Source organism: Endozoicomonas atrinae (genome assembly GCF_001647025.1).
Taxonomy (GTDB): Bacteria; Pseudomonadota; Gammaproteobacteria; order Pseudomonadales; family Endozoicomonadaceae; genus Endozoicomonas; species Endozoicomonas atrinae.
In genome coordinates this window covers 14,927-31,463 of sequence record NZ_LUKQ02000049.1, presented here as the reverse complement: position 1 = coordinate 31,463, position 16,537 = coordinate 14,927, and the positions used below count along the sequence as shown (strand labels likewise).

Sequence of the window (16,537 nt, the reverse complement as noted above, 5' to 3'; positions counted from 1 at the left end):
TGCATCGTGAAAGTTTTCAGGAAAATCGGGAGTTTTAGGCATGACATTAACGGGATGAACAACAGGCTATTTAAAGTATAAAGGCAATCGCAGAATTCGTGACATATTTTGAAAATGAAATTGGTATTATATGTATGAAACGGGTGCCACGACAGAGGACTTTGGGCGGGTGGCGGTTGCTGCACGACAATTTGCTGCTACTAATCCCAATGCCTGGTTCTATGAACAGCCCATCACACTGGACGATCATCAGAACTCCCGCTGGATCTGTGAGCCACTGCGTCTGCTGGATTGCTGTCAGGAAAGTGATGGTGGTGTGGCCCTGGTCATTACTTCTGCGGAGCGGGCGAAAAAGCTGAATCATAAGCCAGCATTGATTAAAGGTGCTGCGCAGGGTGCCTGTGATGATCCGCAGATGATGACTCATTTCTACCGGCAGGATATCACCCGACTGAGCGAGGTGGGTCTGGTTGCCAAGCAGCTTTACCGCCAGGCAGGTCTGACTCCGGACGATATCCAGACGGCGGTGATCTATGACCACTTCACACCGTTTGTGCTGCCACAGCTGGAAGAGTTTGGTTTCTGCGATAAGGGAACCGCTAAGGACTTTATCCGTGATGGCCAGATTACTATGGGAGGAAGGCTGCCCATCAACACTCATGGCGGGCAGATTGGTGAGGCCTACATCCATGGTATGAATGGTATTGCCGAGGCTGTGCGTCAGGTTCGCGGCAGTGCGGTGAATCAGGTTGATCAGGTAAATAATGTGCTGGTATCTGCCGGTACCGGTGTCCCTACCAGTGGCTTGATACTAGGAGCCTGTCTGACTTAACACTGACCTACTGCGAAAAAGCCGGATTTGGCCGATTTTTATTCTGCTTTTCGTTGAATAGAACTACTATTCGCCTCAAATCAGCATAAAAACTGGCTCAAACCGGACTTTTTCTCGCTAAGGTCGATTAAGTCCGGCAGGCTCCTAGGCCAGTGAACCGTGCTCCCTTCAGACATAACTTCCATCACTTTTTGATGGAAGTTATGTCACATCCATCGTTTACATTTCTTCTCTCAGCGCCTTAACCAGCAATATCATTCCTTTTCTCAACAGATCTCTGTGATCGACCTTATTCAGTCGATGAAGATTATTTTTCACACTTGTAAACGGCTGGATACTGTCCATATCAATCGCTATACCCTGACCCTCGCTGTTATTAAATGCTGTATTCAGGCAAACAGCACCCAGCAGATTTTGAAACAGGATAAAAAAGCTTTCGATAGCGGTTTCTATGGAAAACCCGGCTTTCTCCAACGTCATCAGGCATTCGTCCATAACGGCCAGCGCACCGGGTTTTAACTGGATCTGACCAAAGAGCGTAATCCAGCCCGGCTCACTGCAAAGTGCCGCGTACATTTTATCCGATGTGTGCAAAAGCCACTGTTCCCAGTTAAGGGGGCTATTGGGTAACACCCGGGCATTGATAATGAATTGATCCAGCATCGCCGCCTGAAGTGCTTCTTTATCATCAAAATAGCGATAGATGGCCATGGGGGTCACTGACAGACGGTCTGCAAGTTTGCGAAAGCTGACATTATGAACACTGTCTTCGGAGGCGAGGATCAGGGCCATATCAACAATTTGCCGCTGGCTCAGTGCTGCTCTTTTCATAATTTTCCTGACTGCATTATCTCTTTTGGTAAGTGTTGCAAAAATAAGTATACAGTGTAAACTTTGTTTTTGTATACGGTGTATACTTTTAATTTGATAAAGAGTATACAAAAACAATAAAAACAACGTTTCCGGACGGATTTATCAATGAAACCGCTTTTCTTTCATGGCCGACGACTTTTGTTGTCTTATCTCTATCAGGGATTCCTGATGTCACTGAGTTGGGCGTTAAGTATTAAGAAACCTTTTATGCTGGTGCTCTATTTTTCCCTGGCGAGCATCCTCTGTGGCATCGGTTTTACGGTGTGGCCGGATACGCTGGCCGCCGTTTTTCATTTCTATAATTTGGATGCGGTTGCCAGAACGGATATTCAGTCCTATTACGGAACCATGCTCATTGCACTGGGAGTAGTATTAGCGGCAGCCTGCAAAACTGAAACCGGTGGACGGGTAGCATTGATGGTGATTGCCGGCTTTGCCGTTGGTTCTGCAGCAGGGCGTATTATCGGTTTTATTCAGGGTACGCCGGTCATGAGCATTCATGGTGTGCTGGTCGTTATTGAGTCAGTACTGTTTTACCAGGCAGTGACTGTTTTACAACGTCAGAAGCAGCGTGATCAGGAACATAAAAGAGAGGTGTTGCCCATCCTCGACCCGAAGACTCCGGAAGAGTTTCAGCCTCTGAGTCAGAGTAATTTTACGGAGCCATTCGAATATTATCGCATGCTCCGGAATCACTACCCGGTTTATAAAATGCCGGGAAAAGATTTTTACTGCATTTCCAGGTTTGAAGATATTCAAGCTGTGAGTAAGGACACCGCAGCCTTTTCCTCAAAGCTAATGGAAATTCTGGTCAGGGGCCGCTCCCGGAATCCTGATAAAAAAGGAAAAACGCTGGCAGAGCGTCTGGGTGAACTGGGTGTGGTACCTGTCGATGTCCTGGCTTTGCAGGATCCACCCATTCATAAAGAAGAGCGAAAGGTAGGGCACAGTGGTTTTAATGCGCACTTTGTCAAAAGCCTGGAAAAGGAAGTGGAAGAGCTTTGCGATGAGATGATGGATGAATTCCTGCCCAGGGGGAATGTTGAGTTTGTGCAGGATTTTGCCTGGCGTCTGCCTATGCGCCTGATTATCCGATTACTGGGATTGCCGGAAGACGATTTTGAGCAGATCAAATACTGGTGTATGCAGGGTATTCGTTCTCTGAGCGGCACCGCCAGCCGGGTGGAATTGATTGACATCGGTGTGAGCAGTGCACAGTTTACCCGTTATCTCTGGAAGCACTATCTTGAAGCCAAAAAGAATCCGCCTGCTAACTTTACCGGAACGCTGATCAAAAACAGTGCTGACCCGGACAGCATGATCAATGATCAGAGGGCGATCGCCATTATTCTGCAGCTGCTGATTGCCGGCAGTGACTCCTCTGCCAGCTCCATGGGCAGTGCGGTCAGGGTACTGGCCAGGGAGCCTGAGCTGGAGAAGGAACTCCGGGCTGAGCCGGATAAGATTCCGCTGTTTATTGAAGAGGTGTTTCGGACGGAGTCTGCATTCCAGGGGCATTTCCGGGTAACCACCAGGGAAGTCGAAATGCATGGCGTCACCATTCCAGCAGGTGCCCAGGTCTTTCTGATGTGGGCTTCCGGTAATCGGGACGAGCGGTTCTGGGATAACCCTGACGTATTTGATATGAACCGGCGGAATGTGAAGAAACACCTGACGTTTGGCTTTGGTGTGCATGCCTGTATCGGGCGGGAACTGGCGCGAATGGAGATTCGTATCGTATTGAAGAAGCTGCTTGAGAAAACCAGTCGGTTTGCCATTGTGGGAGATAGTCCTTATGAGGCCAGCATCTTTGCCCGTACTTTGCTAAAGTTACCCTTGGCTTTTGAGGTCGCTGATAAAAAGGATCTGGCTCCTCAGTCGGATAGGGATTCCGAAATCGTCTTGGGTAAGGAAGCAAACAACGAAAAAGAAGCAGAGTATGTCAGCATTTAATCAAGAAACCGTGTTAACCGTGAAGCATTGGAACGATACGCTGTTCAGCTTCACCACCACCCGTGACTCATCGCTCAGGTTTCATAATGGCCATTTCGTCATGCTGGGCCTTGAGGTTGAGGGAAAGCCGTTGATGCGGGCATACAGTATCGCCAGTGCCAACTATGAGGAGCACCTTGAGTTCCTCAGTATCAAGGTGCCTGATGGGCCTCTGACTTCCAGGCTTCAGCATTTACAGCAGGGGGATTCGGTGCTGGTCAGTCGCAAGCCAGTTGGGACGCTTGTGGTGGGTGATCTGAAGCCAGCCCAGAACCTGTTCCTTTTTGCTACCGGAACTGGTCTTGCCCCGTTTATGAGCATTATCAAAGACCCTGAAACCTATGAGCGGTTTGAGAAGGTCGTTCTTGTCCATGGTGTTCGCTACATCAGTGAGCTGGCTTATCACGACTACCTTCTGGATGATCTGCCCAGCCATGAGTACCTGGGCGAGGAGATCCGTCAGAAGTTGATCTACTACCCAACGGTTACCCGTGAGTTATTCAGAAATACCGGCCGGCTGACGGACCTGATTACCAGTGGTCAGCTGTGTAATGACCTTGATCTTCCACCACTGAACCCGGAAACCGATAAAGCCATGATCTGTGGCAGTCAGGCCATGCTCAATGATACCTGTGACATTCTGGATAATCTGGGCTTTACTGCATCGGCCCATACCGGCGATGTGGCTGATTACGTGATTGAAAGGGCCTTTGTTGAGAAATAAATTATCTGATGGATGAGTGATGGAATCATTGCAGCGCAGTTCTTCGACAGGTGAATTAGGCAGCCTTTCGGCTAAAAATGTAGAATTAGACCTGAATGATTTTCCTCTCCTTCCAGCCGGTAAAAAAGTTGTACTGGCTGGTGGGCGTGGCATAAACACCGTTAACCCAACTCTGACGCTTTCCGAGCATAGTGACAATATTGTGGGTTCCTGGCCTGATATGAAGCTATCGTTCGCATCAATGGTTTCTGGGGCCAGTGTTGTTAAAGCAATAGAACCGGAAGTGACGGAGGGCTTGACGCAGAATGTTCCTGAAACATCGAAGGAAGAGTCTGTACCGTTGACAGAGGCTGAATACTCTTCCAAGCCGGGGGAAGCCTCTAATGTTGTTAGTAACGGGGCCGGAGAGAAGGCTAAACATGATCAATCCTGTAAAAATGTATTGATTAAGCCTGTTGCCACAGTTCGGCCTTTGCCATCAGATATTTTATTGAAAGATGAGCAGTTTAAAGCAGGTGTCACCATATTGCAGCGACCTGCAGCATTCGTAGAACATCACAAAAAGTGGGCATGGGAAAAGTCCACATCAACAGAGCTCTGGTCTGTTAAAGCTGAAAGGCTTTATAACCAGGCGGCTAAAAAAAGAGCAGAAAAACAATATCAGGATGCCACTGCGTTATACGAGAAAGTCATTAAGCGGTTTCCTCAAACAGTTTATGCTGTTGTATCCAAACTAGCATTGGCTGAACGCTTCACTGCTATTCCAGAGTTTTCATCCCTGAAGTCCGAAGCTAGAGATATGTATTATCTTTGCTGTAACTATTGTGATGATTTCAATACAGCCATTGAATCAAAGCAGCGACTGAATACGGAGGCTGGAGACTTGGATAGACTGGATCTCCGCTCAGAGGCTTGCTTCGACAAATATTTTTATAAGTTAGAAACGCTGATGGATGATCAGAAGAAAGTTATTGATGAGCTTCGGGCATTTTGCTCTTTTTTAAATCAACCAGAGAAAGAGATGGCTGAAGCTCGACCAAAGTATTTGGCGTTAATGGATGATCTAAAAGTTCATTTAGAAATGATGGATGATGAAATAATGGACGTGCTGGGCGTCTCCTATAACCTGAAAAGCTCTCAGGACACACTCAAGGATATATTTCATCTTCGTGAGGATTGGCGAGCAGGTGTGAAAAAAACGGACACAGAGGATGTAGAAGACACCCGGCAGACCTTGCCAAAGGGTACTAATGAATACCTGAGAAGAATTGAGGATCGTTTAAAAAGGTTGGAGCAATTTCAAGAGAGACATGTTGATGCTAAATTTTTGTACCAAAGACTGACAGAAGTTTAATGCAGGGAGCTCTTGTCTGGACCCTATATCTTGCAGGTTTTTAGCACTTTTCGAGCAAGAAGTTTATCAAATCCGACCCGTCTGGATAAAAAAAAACACCGAAAAGATCGGCTGATAAGCCTGATTTGGCTGGTTATGTTCAAATACCTCCCAGTTCAGGGGAATAGGGTGGAACCCTGACAACATGACAATAATCAGAAAACGAAAAGCTCTTGTTTTGGGGGCATCACAATATGAAAAAAAGCAGTATAAAGTTTTTGCTAACGGCCACATTGTCAGCGCTAATTGGTGTTGGTATCGGTTTGGGGATAAGTGGTACTGATGCGGGCAGAATGATTGATGAACGTAAGGCGGAGGTGGCTGGTAACCTGGCCAGCAAGTTTATTGCATCACAATCAGAGCATGACCCGAACCTGAAGGTAAAAACAGTTGCGAAATTGCATCACATTCCCATTGAGGTGGATCGTTTTCAGGAGAATATCTTTCGGGCCAGTGGCGTTGCCAACACCTTTCTGATTAAAACCCCGGAAGGTAATGTCCTGTTTGATACCGGTCTTCCAACTCAGGCTGTAAAACATAAACGACTGCTGAAGGAAGCGGCCGGTGGTGATATTGCCTATATCGTCCTCTCTCACTCACATGGTGACCATATTGGCGGTTTGAAATTCTGGCAGGCGGAATACCCGGATGCCAAAGTCATTGTTCATGAACGGTTCGCAGAAGGTCAGCGTTATTTGAAAGACCTTGAGCAGTATTTCTGGAACCGGAACCGAACGCTGTATACCTTTATGCCTGAAGAGCCACCAAAAGAGGGCTCAATGTTTGCCTACGGTGGTATTACTGGCGATATCGTTGTGGAAGATGGCAATACCTACGAATTTGAGCTGGGTGGCGTTCAGTTTCAGGTAATTCCAACACCCGGTGCAGAAGGGGATGATAATCTGGTGATGTGGGTGCCAGAGCAGAAGGCACTGTTTACCGGAGATGTATTTGGCCCGCTGTTCCCAATGGTTCCCAACCTGTTTACTTTGCGTGGTGAGCGCTTCCGCGATCCTGTCGCCTATATCAAATCACTGGATACCATGGTTGATCTGAAGCCGGAAATCATTCTGCCCAGCCACTTTGATCCTCTGACGGATGCTGCGCAATTACAGAGCGATCTTTTGAAAATGCGGGAAGCCACCCGTTATATCCATGATGCGACCATTGCCGGAATGAATGCGGGTAAAACCCTGTGGCAACTCATGGATGAGGTTCAGCTGCCTGATGAAATCAACATCAGTCAGGGGCATGGCAAGGTGTCCTGGAATGTCCGCAGTATCTGGGAGTACTACAGCACCTGGTTCCATTTTGAGTCCACTACTGAGCTATACACGACTCCGGTAAGGCAATTATATCCGGAACTGGCTGAGCTGGCGGGTGGAACGGATCCTCTGATGGTAAAGGCTGAAGAGCAGGTAAGCAGTAACCAACCGGTCAAGGCGCTCCATTATATTGAAATGGTGCTTGCCAGTGAGCCAAACCATAAATCAGCTTATCAGCTGCGTTTACAGGCACTGAAACAGCTATTGGCTCATGCTTATGAGAATGGCAGTAACTTCAGTGAAACCGGCTGGCTGAAGGCTCGTATAGCGACAACAGAAAAAGATATTGCAGCATTGTAGTGCAAATCTAATTGATTGAGGGGGCTGATAAAGGAGGCTAATCTCTGGTTCCCCTTTATCAGCGGTTATTGTCAGGACTCAAAGTCCATAACAATACGCCCGGTTACCTCACCTTTTTCAAGCTCGTCGAAGATTTGATTAATCTCTTCGAGTTTTCGAATCTGTATATCCGTTTTCACTTTTCCCATGGCTGCAAAATCAAGGCATTCTTCCAAGTCTCTGCGGGTCCCAACGATAGAGCCTACCAGTGTAATACCATTAATAACCGTATCAAAAATGGGGACAGGCATATCATCAGGAGGTAGCCCAACGAGAACCATTGTTCCACCTCGACGTACCGACGCATAGGCACTGTCAAAACCTGCTTTGGATACAGCGGTACAGATGGCTGCATGAACACCGGTTCCCAGTAAAGAACGGATTCTTTCTTCCGGCTTATCCTTTTTGAAATCAATAAAGTGCTTCGCACCCAGCTTCATAGATAACGCTTTTCGTTCTTCTCCGGTATCCACCGCAACCACATTCAACCCCATAGCGATGGCGTATTGGACGGCCAGGTGGCCTAGCCCACCGACACCGACACAGGAAACCCAGTCACCGGGTTTTGTATTACTGACTTTCAGCGCCTTATAGGTTGTCACACCAGCACAGAACAGTGGTGCGGCCTCAATAAACCCCAGTTCATCCGGTATTTTAACCACATAACGGGCATCGGCTCGACAGAAGTCTGCATAACCGCCATTCATATGGTAACCGGTATAAAGGCAGTCCGGACACAATGTCTCCTTACCCTCAAGGCAATAGTCGCAATAACCACAGGCGGTATAGAGAAATGGTATGCCAACTCGGTCGCCTTTTTTTAAATGGTTAACGTTACCACCAATTTCAGTGATGACCCCAACCCCTTCATGGCCGGGTATTAATGGCATATTGGGTTTAACCGGCCAGTCACCGTGGCAGGCATGAATATCGGTATGGCAGACACCTGACGCTTTTATACTCACCAGAATCTCATTATCACCAATGGTCGGCACTTCAACATCATCGATGGTCAGTGGTGTATTAAACTCATGGGCAACGGCTGCTTTCATTGTGCACCTCCGGTTAAAGACAGGATGAGGTTGAGATAAAAATGCAATGCACTGCTAGGGCCCCTCAACGAAACGTCACAGGTTCTAACTTACTCGGCGTTATTGGACTTGCATCGCATTGGAATGAAAGGTCAAGTGGTCGTCAATGAAGCTGGATATGAAGTAATAACTGTGGTCATAGCCTACCCGCATATTAAGGATGATTGGGTACCCAGAATTCTGGCAGGCGGTTTTGAAGTCTTCAGGCTTTAGCTGCCCCTGCTTGAAAAAGTCATCGTTATCTCCCTGATCAATCAGTATCGGCAGATGGGTTTTGGCCGAACCAACCAGTAGTGTGGCATCGTACTGTTGCCAGAGTTCTCTATTTTCTCCAAGGTAATGGGTAAATGCTTTTTGTCCCCATTGAGACATGGATGGATGGGCGATAGCAGAGAAAGCGGATATAGAGCAGTAACGATCTGGATTCCGCAGCCCGATAACCAGTGCGCCATGACCACCCATTGAATGACCGGCGAAGGCTTTTTGTGTTGTTACTTTAAAATGGCCTTCTACCAGTTTGGGTAGTTCATCAACCACATAGCTGTACATCCGGTAATTTTCTGACCAGGGAGCGTTGGTTGCATCAACGTAAAATCCAGCCCCGGAACCAAAATCATAAGCATCATGTTCACCGGGCAAGTTGAGTCCCCGGGGAGAGGTATCTGGACAGACAATACAAAGCCCGAGCTCGGCCGCTTTTCGAAAAGCTCCGGCCTTCTGACAAAAATTCTCATCAGTACATGTCAGGCCGGAGAGCCAGTAAAGCACAGGTACGGGCTCTGTTGCTGCTTGTGGGGGAAGGAAGATAGCAAAAACCATATCGGTTTTTGTTTCTTTGGATGGGTGTTTATAACGGTAAAGGTCGCCATTGAATACCTTAAAATGAGCAATAGGCTCCATACCAATCAGCCCTTGGAAATTAATATCTGAAGAACAGAAGATTTAATAAAGAATGACGGAGCGAATGCCCTGACCCTCATGCATCATGTCTAACGCATTATTGATCTTTTCAAGAGGCATGGTGCTGGTGATCATAGGGTCAATCTCAATTTTACCCTGCATATACCAGTCGACAATTCTAGGGACATCAGTGCGCCCGCGTGCGCCGCCAAACGCACTGCCTCGCCAGCTTCGGCCGGTAACCAGCTGGAAAGGGCGGGTGGAAATTTCCTTACCAGCACCGGCAACACCAATCACATAGGATTCCCCCCAACCTTTATGACAGCATTCAAGTGCCTGACGCATAACGTTGACATTACCAATGCATTCAAAACTGTAATCAACACCGCCATTGGTTAAATCCACAATAGCCGCAGTCAGGTCATCAACCTCTTTTGGGTTTATAAAGTCCGTCATGCCAAACTGCTTGGCTAAAGGAATTTTATCGGGGTTTAAATCGATGCCGATAATCCGGTCAGCACCGATCATACGGGCACCCTGAATAACATTCAGACCAATACCTCCAAGACCGAAAACGGCTACTGTACTACCCGGCTCCACTTTTGCGTCAAAAACCACTGCGCCCAGACCGGTTGTGACACCGCACCCGATGTAACACACTTTATCAAAAGGGGCTTCTGGGTTGATCTTGGCCAGGGAAATTTCAGGTAAGACGGTAAAGTTGGAAAAAGTAGAGCACCCCATGTAGTGCAAAAGCGGTTTTCCATCCAGAGAAAAGCGGCTTGTACCATCTGGCATCAGGCCTTTACCCTGAGTTGCACGAATAGATTGGCAAAGGTTGGTTTTTGGGTTAAGGCAAAAGTCACATTCACGGCACTCTGGTGTGTATAGTGGAATTACATGATCGCCTTTTTTTACAGATCGGACGTTTTTACCAACCTCGATAACAATTCCTGCCCCCTCATGACCAAGAATCACCGGAAACTCGCCCTCGGGGTCGTCACCAGAGAGCGTAAATGAATCAGTATGACAGACTCCGGTTGCCTTTATCTCTACCAGGACCTCACCCTCCTGTGGACCCTGTAAATCAACTTCATGAATTTCCAGTGTTGATCCAGCACTGAAAGCTACTGCTGCACGAGTCTTCATTATCACCTCTATTATTGAGTTAGCTATTAAGCCGAGTCTTCAATAACCGGTCTGATGAGTTGAATACTTTCAACGCACCATATGGTAGACAACAATCGCAGTACTTCAGTGTAGTATCAAAATTTATTTATACGTAATTTGACTTATATTTGTTTAAAACAATCCGATTAATCATGCGTTTAGGAAAAAAAAGGGTTAATTAACTGGTATCAATCAGGCGGTGATCTTTACTGTTAAATTTTCTGGTTTTTAAACTGATGTTTCGCTGGTGGAGTATCTATAGAACTAATGATCAAGTACTAATGTGGATAATCTGGGGGGATGGGATACAAAAATAGAATGTATAAAAAGCACTGTATTGTGATGGTTTAAGTATGCAGGGATTAAAATGAGTAGCAGCTTTGGCAAAACTGCTACTCAGCTGGCTTTAGAAATTAATTATTTTTTGTACAGAACCCCATCAACCAGGGGTTGGGAGTACAGTCGTAAATCAGGCGCCCTGCATCTCCGTATGTACGATCCAGCAACCTTTTAACACCTTCAGGTGGCATACCGCGCGCTTCCTCAGCCTGAAGTCGCTCCATGGGAATGGGGTAATCCGCCCAGTCTCTAGGGGCTCTCCAGCCGGGAGGTGGCACTACATTTGACCGTGTACCATTTAATGGATGCAGCAGTCTCCACTCACGAATGGCTTCAGCCATCTCGGTTACCAGCTCTGGGTGGTTAGCCGCGAGGTTATTGTGCTCATAAGGGTCGGTATTAATGTCAAACAGATAGTTGGTGACATCAATGGACGTCAGTGACTGATCAATTTTCTGAACCAGCTTCCACTGATCATTAAACGCCGTGATGCTGAAATGATTTCTGACGGGCGTTTCTGAAACGAAAAAGACGTAATCATCCCTGGCTATTTTCTGTTTGCCAGTCATCGCTTCCAGCATGTCATGACCATCCAGCCGGTAGGTGGTTTCTGGTGTAAAGCCTGCAGCTGAAGCCATGGTTGGAAACACATCCATAACGGTCATGATGCTGCCCACTTTGGTTCCGGCAGGGATCTGTTCAGGCCAGCGAGCCACAGAAGGAACCCGGATACCACCTTCAAATGTGTTGCCTTTGCCTCCTCTGAGAGGGTAGTTGTAGGCACCTGCTCCACCATAAACCGGTCCGCCATTATCACTGAAGAACATGACAATGGTGTTGTCTGCAATGTTCTCTTCATCCAGGGTATTCAGAATACGGCCGATGGCCTGATCCATGGCGTCGACCATGGCGGCATATATTGGACGGGCTTCTGAATTGGTCAATCTTGCCAGCTTGCGCATACTTTCTGTGCCGGTACGGGAGCTTTCGGTATCGTCATTCAGGTCTTTGTATTTCTCGATCAGCTCAGCTGGAGCCTGGAGAGGCGTGTGGGGTGCCAGAAAGGGCACATAAGCAAAAAATGGTTTTGTTTTATCACGCTCCCTGATCCACCGACTGGTATCGTCAGCCAGCAGGTATGTTGCATAGCCCTCTGTCTCCTCAGCGACAGAGACTCCATTGCGCTGCAGGTCGGCACCACCCTGGTTCTTATAAGGAGGGAAGTAATCAACTTCGGTATTCAGGTGGCCATAAAAGTAGTCAAAGCCGCGCTGGTTGGGAACATAGCTTTCCTGGGACATGCCCAGATGCCATTTGCCAAACATGGCCGTCTGATAGCCATTGGCCTTGAACGATTGCGGCATCAGGGTTTCGTTAGGGTTTACGCCATTATTTGACCATGGCATCACGGTGGCGTAGGCAATACCGAGGCGCATGGGATCCCGGGCAGTCATCAGTGCCGCTCTTGTCGGGGAGCAGGTCGGGGCAACGTAAAACCGTTCCATGGTGGCGCCTTCAGCAGCAAGGCTATCGATATTTGGCGTCTCTATCGTTGAGCCATTGATACCGACATCCGCCCAGCCAAGGTCATCGGCCATCATCACAATAATATTGGGTTGATCAGGCTGTACCTGGCCAGTCTCAGCCATGGAAATTCCAGGTAAGGCAGTCAGGGAAATGATTGCCCCTGCAATCAAGTGACGAGCGTTGCTGAAGTATCGACGTTTATTGTTTGAGTGCCCCCGAAGTGATTGGGTTTCACTGTTGTTATTCATGTTTCCTGATCTCCATTCAAACACTTCAACTCCATGAAGACGCTGTTATTCTTTTTATTTTTTAGAGTAAAGCTTCGAGCTGCCTGCATACATCTCATGTGCAAAGGGTGGTTCACTTCTTCCTGAGCTTTATGCACAGCACTCAGGCTCGCCGAAGCGAGCCTGATAAATGAACCCTACCAGCTTAGTTAAACAGTCGCTTCCTCTTTTACTTTATATTGAGCCTTGAGTACCCGCTTCAGAAGCTTTCCGGTCTCTGTACGAGGCAATTCCTGCACAAACTCAACACTGCGTGGGCACTTGATATTTGAAAGATGCTCACGACAGAAGTTGATGATCTGCTGCTCTGAAACAGATGCTTCCAGTTCCGGTGATTGCAGTTGGACAATGGCTTTAACCTCTTCACCAAAGTCTTCATTGGGAACACCAATCACGGCAACATCAGCGACTTCTGGCAGGGTAATAATCAGGTTCTCGGTTTCCTGGGGGTAGATATTGACGCCACCGGAGATGATCAGATTGGTTCTGCGGTCGGTAAGGTAAAGATATCCCAGCTCATCGACATAACCCACATCACCCAGCGTACTCCAGCCTTGAGAGTGGCGGCTGTTTTTGGTTTTTTCCTCCTCATTATGATATTCGAAAGTATAGCTGCCACCGAAATACACTGTACCTTCCTGGCCACTGGGTAGCTCTTCCCCGGTTGCTTCGTCAACAATATGGATTTCACCGTAGATGGCCTTTCCAACAGAGCCCTTATGTTCCAGCCACTCTTTAGGATTAATGACAGTCATGCCATTACCTTCGGAGCCTGTGTAATACTCATGAACCACAGGGCCCCACCAGTTGATCATGTTCTCTTTAACGCTGGTTGGGCAAGGGGCTGCAGAATGGACAGCGCACAGCAGAGAAGACAGGTCGTAGCGATTTCGGGTTTCGGACTCCAGCTTGAGAAAGCGTACGAACATTGTGGGTACCCACTGGCTGTGAGTGACCTTGAAACGCTCGATAAACTGCAGCGCTTTTTCTGGCTCGAACTTTTTCATGATCACAACCGTGGCCCCCAGTCGTGTATAAGCGGATGCCCAGTAAAGAGGGGCTGCATGATACAAAGGAGCGGGCGACAGAAAGACCGAATCACTGCTGGCACCGTAGAGGAATTTCTGCATGGCAGGGTAGTTGCCAGCACTGTTCCCCATGCCAAGAGGGCCCTGTACAAATGGACGCTTGATACCTTTTGGCAGGCCTGTTGTGCCTGAGGAGTACATCATGAACATGCCTTCACATTCGTCTTCGATAGGCTCACCGCTCATGTTTTCCAGCTCGGCATCCCAGTTACGGTAACCATCCACCAGTTGCTCACCCGCTTTTATCATGAACTTTGCAACATCGGCTGGCACTGGCAGTTGGGCAAAGTCAATAGTGTCGGCAAGTTTGCCAGAGGCTATGAATACACTGGCCTCACAGTTTTCCACAATATAAGCGACTTCATCGCTCTTCAGGCTGGTGGAGATAGGAGTGAAGTACAGCCCAGCCCGAACGGCAGCCCAGCAGATATGTTGAAACTCCAGGCAGTTCTCGATCATGACCGCAACATGGTCACCGGTCTTAAGGCCTAACTGTCGGAATAGCTGGGCACCGCGATTGCTGAACAGTTCAAGTTCACCAAATGTCAGTTGTTCACCAGTATCAGCCAGGATATAAGCTGGCTTTTCAGGTGTGTTCTGGGCATGGAAAGTGGGGTGCATGGTCATAATGTGAACTCTTTTTCTTATTGTTATTTGTTTTGTTCCCACCTTGTTGTGGGAACTGTTCGTGAGAAGATACCCAAAGGATTTGGAGTTGCTACGCGGCGGCAAGAGAGCGCATCCCCAGGAGCCTACATGTAGTAGGTGACTGGGGTGAGCAAGTGCAGCCAACAAAGTAGCAACTTCAAAGGCGACGGGTATAGGGCTTATCAAAAAGCGAAGGCATCCTGACTCAGCGCCATCATTGCTTTGCCAGAAGCCTCGGCTGCTTTGGCATGACTACCGGCTCGGGGTAACAGTCGCTGAAAATAGAACTCTGCCGTCGCCAGTTTGGCCTGATAGAACTCAGTGGCCTGGGCACCTTCAGCGATTTTTTGCTGAGCAAGCTGAGCCATCTGTGCCCACATATAGGCCAGTGCTACATAGCCGGAGAACATGGCGTAATCCACGGATGCAGCACCTACCTCATTAGGGTCGCTCATCGCTTTGGAGCCAATTGCCATGGTCAGTTCACCCCACTGTTTGTTCAGGGCCTGCAATGGTTCGATAAAGGGTTTTATTTCCTCATTGTTACCAGCTGCTTCGCAGAACTTATGAATCCGTTTGGTGAAGTTGCGCAGCAGGGTTCCCTGACTCCCCATGACTTTACGACCCAGAAGATCCAGAGCCTGGATTCCGGTAGTGCCTTCATAAAGAGTGGCAATACGGGCGTCTCGTGCTATCTGCTCCTGACCATTGTCACGGATATAACCATGCCCACCCAGAACCTGAATGCCCAGGTTAGTGACTTCTACACCAACCTCGGTACAGAATGCCTTGGCTATTGGGGTTAGCAGGGAAAGGAGATCATCTGCTTCTCTGGCATTCTCCTCATTGCCGTATTTTGACTGATCCACTAACTGGGCGAGCCAGTAGATGAGTGCACGTGAACCTTCAGTCAGTGCTTTCTGGGTAAGAAGCATCCGTCGTACATCCGGATGTTCAATAATGGGGTCTGCTTCAGCATCAGGGTTTGCAGAGCCGGTCAATGCCCTCATCTGGGTACGTTCCCTGGCATAGTTCAGGGCGCCCTGGAATGAGTTCTCTCCCATGGAGACACCCTGCAGTGCAGTGCCAATGCGAGCGGAATTCATGATTTTGAACATAACTTCCAGGCCGCGATTCTCTTCACCCACCAGGTAGCCAGTAGCTCCATCGAAATTCATCACGCAAGTGGCTGATCCCTTGAGCCCCATCTTCTTTTCAATAGAGCCACAGTGAACAGCATTACGTTCGGTCAGGTTCCCGTTCTCATCGGAGTGAAACTTTGGAACGATAAACAGTGAAATGCCTTTAGTGCCTGACGGGGCCCCTTCAACACGGGCCAGTACCGCGTGAATAATATTTTCCGTCAGGTCATGCTCACCTCCGGAGATAAAAATCTTGGTGCCGGAGATGGAGTAGCTGCCATCGTCGTTTGACTTGGCTTTGGTTCGGATAAGGCCGACATCCGATCCACAGTGAGCTTCAGTCAGGCACATGGTTCCACCCCATCGGCCACTGATCAGATGGGGAAGGTAAGTGTTTTTCTGCTCTTCACTCCCAGCGGTTAGAAGACAGGTGACAGGTGCCTGGCTCAAACCTCCATACATGCTCCAGGCGTGGTTGGCAGAGCCAGTCATCTCTCCCAGCATCATGGCGCAGGATCCCGGGAGGTTCTGGCCACCGTATTGCTCCGGGAGAGAAAGACCCAGCCAGCCGGCCTCAGCGTACTGGGCAAAAGCCTGCTTGAAGCCTGCCGGTGTCTGGACATCACCGCCTTCAAAGCGGCAACCCTCTTCATCACCGCTTTGATTCAGGGGGGCCACCACCTGCTCAGCAAATTTGGCACCATTGACCAGTATGTCATCGATCAACTCCTGACCTGGCTGCTCGCAGTTGCTCAAAGACTGGTAATGGGTTTCGCTGTTCAACAGCTCATGAATAACAAACTGGATATCTCTTACAGGGGCTTGGTAATGACTCATTATTGTACCCTTATGCTTATTTTTATGGGC

General features: G+C 48.3%; 12 protein-coding genes. 5 read left to right on the top strand and 7 right to left on the bottom strand.

Features of this window, described 5'->3' with window-relative positions:
* Nucleotides 1-130: 130 nt before the first annotated feature.
* Complete coding sequence (locus AK963_RS09335; RefSeq protein WP_238593681.1) at nucleotides 131-832, top strand: thiolase C-terminal domain-containing protein; 702 nt, start codon at nucleotides 131-133, stop codon at nucleotides 830-832.
* 219 nt (nucleotides 833-1,051) lie between these two features.
* On the opposite strand, the gene AK963_RS09330 is transcribed toward AK963_RS09335, so the two are convergent.
* Nucleotides 1,052-1,663 (bottom strand): TetR/AcrR family transcriptional regulator, encoded by a 612-nt coding sequence (locus AK963_RS09330; protein WP_066015194.1) that lies wholly within the window; start codon nucleotides 1,661-1,663, stop codon nucleotides 1,052-1,054.
* A gap of 147 nt (nucleotides 1,664-1,810) precedes the next feature.
* Between AK963_RS09330 and AK963_RS09325 the strand changes: the two genes are divergently transcribed.
* From AK963_RS09325 to AK963_RS09310, 4 genes are all read left to right on the top strand, one after another.
* Nucleotides 1,811-3,658: a cytochrome P450 gene (locus AK963_RS09325; RefSeq protein ID WP_083232556.1), complete on the top strand. Its 1,848-nt coding sequence runs from the start codon at nucleotides 1,811-1,813 to the stop codon at nucleotides 3,656-3,658.
* Nucleotides 3,645-4,421 carry a ferredoxin--NADP reductase gene (locus AK963_RS09320; protein WP_066015192.1) on the top strand — a complete coding sequence of 259 codons (777 nt, stop codon included), beginning with the start codon at nucleotides 3,645-3,647 and terminating at the stop codon, nucleotides 4,419-4,421. The genes AK963_RS09325 and AK963_RS09320 overlap by 14 nt, the downstream gene beginning before the upstream one ends.
* Nucleotides 4,422-4,440: 19 nt before the next feature.
* Nucleotides 4,441-5,775 carry an outer membrane protein assembly factor BamD gene (locus AK963_RS09315; RefSeq protein ID WP_066015191.1) on the top strand — a complete coding sequence of 445 codons (1,335 nt, stop codon included), beginning with the start codon at nucleotides 4,441-4,443 and terminating at the stop codon, nucleotides 5,773-5,775.
* A 233-nt stretch (nucleotides 5,776-6,008) separates the two neighbouring features.
* A complete protein-coding gene (locus AK963_RS09310; RefSeq protein WP_066015190.1) occupies nucleotides 6,009-7,439 on the top strand; it encodes an MBL fold metallo-hydrolase in 1,431 nt (476 codons plus the stop codon).
* 71 nt (nucleotides 7,440-7,510) lie between these two features.
* On the opposite strand, the gene adhP is transcribed toward AK963_RS09310, so the two are convergent.
* The 6 genes from adhP to AK963_RS09280 all read right to left on the bottom strand — a co-directional run bounded on the left by adhP (nucleotide 7,511) and on the right by AK963_RS09280 (nucleotide 16,507).
* The gene (adhP, locus tag AK963_RS09305; protein WP_066015189.1) at nucleotides 7,511-8,530 is read right to left on the bottom strand and encodes an alcohol dehydrogenase AdhP; all 1,020 of its coding nucleotides are present in this window, start codon (nucleotides 8,528-8,530) and stop codon (nucleotides 7,511-7,513) included.
* Between the two features lie 99 nt (nucleotides 8,531-8,629).
* Nucleotides 8,630-9,469, bottom strand: coding sequence for an S-formylglutathione hydrolase (gene fghA / locus AK963_RS09300; RefSeq protein WP_066015188.1), 840 nt, complete (start codon nucleotides 9,467-9,469; stop codon nucleotides 8,630-8,632).
* A gap of 42 nt (nucleotides 9,470-9,511) precedes the next feature.
* Nucleotides 9,512-10,618 carry an S-(hydroxymethyl)glutathione dehydrogenase/class III alcohol dehydrogenase gene (locus AK963_RS09295; RefSeq protein WP_066015187.1) on the bottom strand — a complete coding sequence of 369 codons (1,107 nt, stop codon included), beginning with the start codon at nucleotides 10,616-10,618 and terminating at the stop codon, nucleotides 9,512-9,514.
* Between the two features lie 434 nt (nucleotides 10,619-11,052).
* Nucleotides 11,053-12,753 carry a sulfatase-like hydrolase/transferase gene (locus tag AK963_RS09290; protein ID WP_066015186.1) on the bottom strand — a complete coding sequence of 567 codons (1,701 nt, stop codon included), beginning with the start codon at nucleotides 12,751-12,753 and terminating at the stop codon, nucleotides 11,053-11,055.
* 188 nt (nucleotides 12,754-12,941) lie between these two features.
* On the bottom strand, nucleotides 12,942-14,507 hold the full coding sequence (locus AK963_RS09285) for an acyl-CoA synthetase (RefSeq protein ID WP_066015185.1): 1,566 nt from the start codon (nucleotides 14,505-14,507) through the stop codon (nucleotides 12,942-12,944).
* Nucleotides 14,508-14,710: 203 nt separating this feature from the next.
* Nucleotides 14,711-16,507 (bottom strand): acyl-CoA dehydrogenase C-terminal domain-containing protein, encoded by a 1,797-nt coding sequence (locus AK963_RS09280; RefSeq protein WP_066015184.1) that lies wholly within the window; start codon nucleotides 16,505-16,507, stop codon nucleotides 14,711-14,713.
* Nucleotides 16,508-16,537: the final 30 nt, after the last annotated feature.